The sequence below is a fragment of the Bacteroidota bacterium genome (genome assembly GCA_030706565.1).
Taxonomy (GTDB): Bacteria; Bacteroidota; Bacteroidia; order Bacteroidales; family JAUZOH01; genus JAUZOH01.
In genome coordinates, this window is sequence record JAUZOH010000244.1 from 1 (window position 1) to 5,798 (window position 5,798).

The 5,798-nt window shown below is 40.4% G+C and carries 6 protein-coding genes; 5 read left to right on the forward strand and 1 reads right to left on the reverse strand.

The features are described from left to right. The coding region (locus Q8907_11700) for a hypothetical protein (protein MDP4274932.1) at positions 1 to 181 on the forward strand (181 nt) is incomplete at its 5' end. Positions 182 to 259: 78 nt separating this feature from the next. Here Q8907_11700 and Q8907_11705 read toward each other — a convergent pair. Further along, positions 260 to 1,051 (reverse strand): AraC family transcriptional regulator, encoded by a 792-nt coding sequence (locus Q8907_11705; protein MDP4274933.1) that lies wholly within the window; start codon positions 1,049 to 1,051, stop codon positions 260 to 262. Positions 1,052 to 1,430: 379 nt separating this feature from the next. Here Q8907_11705 and Q8907_11710 point away from each other — a divergent pair, with 379 nt between their 5' ends. The 4 genes from Q8907_11710 to Q8907_11725 form a co-directional block, all read left to right on the forward strand. After that, positions 1,431 to 2,759: a TolC family protein gene (locus tag Q8907_11710; GenBank protein ID MDP4274934.1), complete on the forward strand. Its 1,329-nt coding sequence runs from the start codon at positions 1,431 to 1,433 to the stop codon at positions 2,757 to 2,759. Between the two features lie 17 nt (positions 2,760 to 2,776). Further along, complete coding sequence (locus Q8907_11715; GenBank protein MDP4274935.1) at positions 2,777 to 3,838, forward strand: HlyD family secretion protein; 1,062 nt, start codon at positions 2,777 to 2,779, stop codon at positions 3,836 to 3,838. After that, a complete protein-coding gene (locus Q8907_11720; protein MDP4274936.1) occupies positions 3,816 to 5,402 on the forward strand; it encodes a hypothetical protein in 1,587 nt (528 codons plus the stop codon). Before Q8907_11715 ends, Q8907_11720 begins: the two co-directional genes overlap by 23 nt. Positions 5,403 to 5,617: 215 nt before the next feature. Then, positions 5,618 to 5,798 (forward strand): hypothetical protein (locus Q8907_11725; GenBank protein MDP4274937.1); only part of this gene is annotated, 181 nt, incomplete at its 3' end.

A 5,798-nucleotide genomic window follows, 5' to 3' on the forward strand; every position in this document is an offset into this window, starting at 1 on the left:
GTCACAAACCTTGCAAAATATACAAAACTTCAAAGAACGGTTAATCAGCCTGCCTTCAAAAAATATCAAAAACCTCATTAAGTACATAGTCCATAGCCCGGCGTTTGTAGTTCAACACGGACTCATCGCCGGGTCTTGCAGGCCGCTCAGAGTCCTATTTATTATTGTGTGCTGCATTTAATTTTTTATTTACAAAACTATGCTCTTTATCGGATGGTTACGAAGATTTGAAATTACTCTATTTTTATATATTCAAAATTTATAGCTTTCTGATATACATTGATGGAGATTTTCCTGTTATCTGTTTGAACACTCGATAAAAACTATTTGGAGAATTAAAACCAACTTTATAGGAAGTCTGCTCAATATTCATCATATTGTCCGTTAATATTTCTATTGCCCTAACAACTCGTAGATAATTAAGATAATGTACAAAGCTTATATCTGAATTTGTAAACAGACGAGTTAGGTTTCTTACAGAAAAACCAAAGCGTGAAGCAACGCCTTCAATGTTTAAATCTTGATTTATATTTGCATTAATATACTCTAGTACTGGCAGCAAACGACTATCTTTTGCAATGAAAAATGGTAGAGTCGGAAACGATGCTTCTATACATATATTTGGTAGCAGCCTAAAAAAACTTATTGCAAAAGAGAATGTTTCGGGTGTTTTATATCTATTAATATACGATAGCGTACTTATAAATTCCAGATTACGAGCAATTAACTCATCTGTCCCATATATGGAAAATTTGTCATTCCTGAAGTCTTCAATATAAAAATAACAAACAAGTAATGATATTTGAAGATTGTTACTCGATAGATGATGTGATACACCGGAAGGTATCCATATCAAATGCCTATCTGTAACAAAATAACTAATATCATCTACCTCTATATGAAGGGTTCCCGATAGAATATATATTATCTGATGCTTATTGTGTGCGTGTGGAGACCAATCGACTTCCTCGCGTCCTGTAACCTTAATTAAAATATCATCCGTTGATGTACTTTCAATTGAGGAAATATGTTTCTCTTGCCCTGTTTTCATTTGGCGTAAATTGCATTATTAATTTCTTAATATACAAATTAAGAACAAAGGTAATTAAATACCTTCGCGCAGTCAAATTCAATTAGAATTTTTAAAGAATTTATATGATGAGCAAAACTGAACTTTTGCGTAGATATCAAATCTTAGGTGTCTCACTTTTTATTATTGTATTTGGAATCAGTAGTATTACTTGTTCCAATCTGGGAACCTCACCTATATCGAGCATCCCTTATGTGGCAAGTCTTAATACTCCACTCCCACTAGTAGTGTATTTTTTTGCTCTCACAATTGTTCTTATATGCCTACAAATTGTTGATGTCGGGCAAAAAAGGGACAACAGAGCAAAAGGTTAATCTTTTGATGCAAATACCGTTAGAAAATGAAAAAAATAAAGAAATACAAACTGAGGCTTATTGCCGTAATGCTCTTTTTTGTGCCTGTGATAGTGTGGGGTCAGGCGACGATGAAACGAACGATGAAATTGAATGAAATTTTTATGCTTGCTGACAGTTGCAGCAGGCGGATAAGAGCCAGCGAAGCAGCAGCGAAGACGGCAAATGAGTCAATGCGTGTATCGAAAAATGCCATGTTACCTGACGTGAAGTTTGATGCCATGGCTACCTACAACAGCAACGCATGGGTCTCGGATCGGAATTTCGAAAATGGACAAACCTTCTCATCTCCACATTTCGGAAACAGCTTTTCTTTCGAGGTGTCGCAGGTGCTTTTTGACGGAGGGCCGATAGCCAATAAAATCAAGGCTTCACAAATAGAATATACAATAGCGGAGTTGGAAGCAAAAGGCGAGCGTCAGCAGGTGCGATTCCTGCTTACAGGATATTACCTTGATCTTTATAAATCGATTAATCTGCTGACTGTTTATGAAAAGAACATCGAGCAGACGCGCGAAGTGATAGCTGTTATGAAAGCCAAAGTGGATGCAGAAATAGCGTTGGAAAACGATATTACCCGCTATGAGGTGCAGTTGCAAAACCTTTTGTATAAGAAAACTGAGTTGCAGGGTCAGGCGTCTATCTACAACAGTCATTTGGTTTTGGCGTTGGGACTGCCAGAGGGAACAGAGATTGTACCCGATAGTAGCATGCTTGACTGGGAGAGCAAACGATATACAGAAAGCGAGTTGCAAAGCATGGCGACGCTGAATTCTCCCACTTTGGAGCGAAGCCAATTAATGATAGGGCTGGGTCAAAAAAAACAGAAGATAGCCCGGGCAGGATATATGCCTAAGCTGAGTCTTGTAGCAGCCGATAAGCTTTTGGGGCCTATAACGTATGAAATCCCAATCTTGAACAACAATATCAACGTCTGGTATGTGGGAATGAGATTGATCTACGACATCGGCAGCCTTTACAAGACACCGAAAGAAACCGCAAGAGAAAAACAGGCGGTATGCCAGGCTGAGGAGCAATATGCTGCCACACAGGAGCAGGTAACAATGGATGTAAAAGAGGCTTATACAGATTATGAGAACGCATTCGTACTGCTTCGTACACAGGGAAAAAGTCTGCAACTGGCAACGGAGAACCGCAATGTGATCTTCAAACAATATTCGAACGGCTTGGTGCTGATTATTGACTTGCTGGATGCTGATGATCTCAAACTATCCGAAGAAATACAAGAAATCAATGCTCAAATCAATATTATATACAATTACTACAAGCTGCTATATGTGACAGGAACTTTATAAACCAAAGATAAACAGAAATGAACCATAAAACAAGAAAGATTATCAGAAACGTCAGTGTGCTGCTGTTCGTGGGAATAGGATTGATATGGATCTGTTCCAAGTTTGTCCATCTGGGAAAAGTAGAATATACAGACAATGCACAGGTGCGACGTTATATGGTGCCTGTCAACTGTCGTGTGCAGGGATATATAAAAGAAGTTCGTTTTGACGACTACCAGGAGGTGAAGAAGGGCGACACTTTGGTTGTGATAGAAAATGCGGAATATAAGCTAAGGGTTGCTCAAGCGAAAGCCGATTATCAGAAAGCATTGTCTCAGAGTACGGTGATTGAGGCGACAATTTCTACTACTGCTAGCAACATGGACGTATCGGATGCAGTTATCGAGGAGTCTAAAATACGAATGGAACAGGCTGAAAATGATTACAAACGCTATGATATGCTTTTTAATCAGAAAGCCGTAACGCGTCAACAATATGAAGCCATGAAAGCCGATTATGATGCGAAGAAAGCCAAATACGAAATGCAGGTAAGACAAAAGAGAAGTACCTCAAAGATAAAAGATGAACAGGCCCAATGTCTGGATCAGAACCAGAGCAACATTGAGGTGGCAAAGGCATCACTGGAATTAGCGGAACTGAACCTTTCATATACTGTAATTCTTGCACCGTGTGATGGTGTTGTTTCGCGCAAGGCTATTCAGGAAGGACAATTCGTCCAACCTGGTCAGACTCTCCTTTCGATAGTGGAAAGTGATAAGGTGTGGGTAGTTGCCAACTATAAGGAAACCCAAACTGCCAATATCAGAGAAGGTATGCCTGTAGATATAAAGGCAGACGCAGTGTCGGGAGTCCTCTATCATGGCGTAGTTAGCAAGATTTCAAATGCTACAGGAGCGCAGTATTCTGCGATACCGCAAGACAACTCTGCAGGAAACTTTGTCAAGGTAGAACAACGCATCACTGTAAAGATAGCATTTACCGAAAAAAACAAAAAAGAAGATTTAAAACTCCTGAGTTCAGGGATGAACATGGAATGTGAAGTAAAATACAACAAACATGACAAAGCAGTTTCCCGATGAGGTAGTTATGGCACGCCGTATTATGGCATGCAAAGATTTTATACCTGTAAGGTTGCGTTTCATAATCTTTCTAATCATCATCGTTATCTATCAATTTGCAGGTGGAGTTTACATTTCGGCAGTCAGCCAAATGGCTGGATCGATGTCGTGGATCAACGAAGACATCATGATGGCAGGATACGCCACGCTGGCAGGTCAGACCATGATTTTCCCCGTGCTTTTCCGTATATTGTTCCGATTCAAGACTCGCGATATTCTGATGGTGGTCACGTTAGCACTGATAGCAGGCGACTTAATTTGCATGTACTCCGACTTTGTACCGCTAGTGGTGTTCGTCAGCTTTCTATGCGGAGCCTTAAGAATGGTGGGAACGTTTATTTGCTGGAACAACATCCAGCTCAACATTACCCCAACGCGTGACTTTGCAGTATTCTTTCCTTTCCTTTTCACCTTCATTTTGGGCTGCATACAACTGTCCAATCTGGCGACAGGATATAGCATTTTGGCGTTCGACTGGCAGGCAATGCATCTCTTTACTATTACAGCATTACTGTTGGTATTTTTGTTAATTCATGTTACTATGCGACGGCACTTTAGGCAGGGACTGTATATGCCTTTACTTGGAATCGACTATCTTGGTGGAGTGTTATGGAGCGTCTTCCTGATGACTCTTATCTTCATCGGTGTGTATGGTGAGCATTACGACTGGTGGAGAGGGGAAGAAATACCCACTGTCACTTTTTTAGCTGTTATGAGCCTTTTGATGATAATTTACAGAGAATCCTCAGTGCGACATCCATACATTCCTATTGAAACTTTTGCCCAGCCCAATATGCTGAAAATCCTTCTTCTTGCAGGTTTTTTAACGTTGATGTCGGTTACATCAGGCGGTTTGCAGAACATCTACACCGGTGCAATCCTTCACTTCGACACTTTCCACAACATATCTCTGAACTGGGGCTCTTTCGCTGGTGTTTTGGCTGGAGCTGGATTTTTCTATATAGGTGTGTTGATTTACAAATGGCGCAACAAGGTGATACTGTTTGCAGGTTTTGCCTGCTTCACACTCTACCAAATGATGCTCTACTTCCTCATAGATGGCTCAACTGACAAAGAGATGCTTTATCTGCCCATGTTTCTCAAAGGGGCAGGATTGGTCATCATCTATACGGGGCTTACCTACAAGATGTCCGGTAGTGTCACGTTCAACTATTATTTTCAGGCAATGTGCGTGATTGGTTTCATTCGCACCACTTTTGGCAATGCCATGAGCAGCGCAATCGTTACCCATACATATAATGCGGTCAGACAGAAAAAACTGGCATTACTCAGCAGCGAACTCGATTGGATGAATCCGCTGACAAAGAATTTTTCTGACTTGTACAGCGAGGTGCAGCGACAAGCAACAATGGTAAGCCTGAAAGAGGTATATGGTTATGCTGTCCTGGCTGGAATCGTGATATTGATGATAATTCTGCTGGCCGACTATCAGAAGCAGGTTATGCCTAATATACAGAAGTTGGTTGACATCTGGAAAATGGTCAAGAAAGAGAGTGAGACTTGATAAACAAATATTTTACAACTAATTTAATGTAGTTTTTCCAACCTGTCGCGCTCCAACCACGACAATTGCCTTTCCACCGTTAATCTTTTCTTTTATCTTGTTTTCATTGTTCTGGTATACATTGCTTTTTCTTTCAAATATTCAAAGACATGTTGTAATGACCAAAAGTCCTGACCAAAAATCATTACAATATTGATTAATCTTCTTTAATGCTTATGTATAACATCGAGTGGTCGAGTAGGCAAAGGGAGTTTCACCCTACGCCTACAGGTTGTGCCCATTGTACATTTGGCTTGGCATCATTATGCTGGTTCCCGAGTTCCGTAATTAAGCCCGGATATAAGTCCTACCGTTTCTATGACGCCTGCCATATAGCCAATAAACAGGTAACCGCTA

Bases quoted from the DNA above. Each gene is read 5' to 3' on its own strand.
- Q8907_11705 (MDP4274933.1), bottom strand. From the start codon at position 1,051: ATGAAAACAGGGCAAGAGAAACATATTTCCTCAATTGAAAGTACATCA.
- Q8907_11710 (MDP4274934.1), top strand. From the start codon at position 1,431: ATGAAAAAAATAAAGAAATACAAACTGAGGCTTATTGCCGTAATGCTC.
- Q8907_11715 (MDP4274935.1), top strand. From the start codon at position 2,777: ATGAACCATAAAACAAGAAAGATTATCAGAAACGTCAGTGTGCTGCTG.
- Q8907_11720 (MDP4274936.1), top strand. From the start codon at position 3,816: ATGACAAAGCAGTTTCCCGATGAGGTAGTTATGGCACGCCGTATTATG.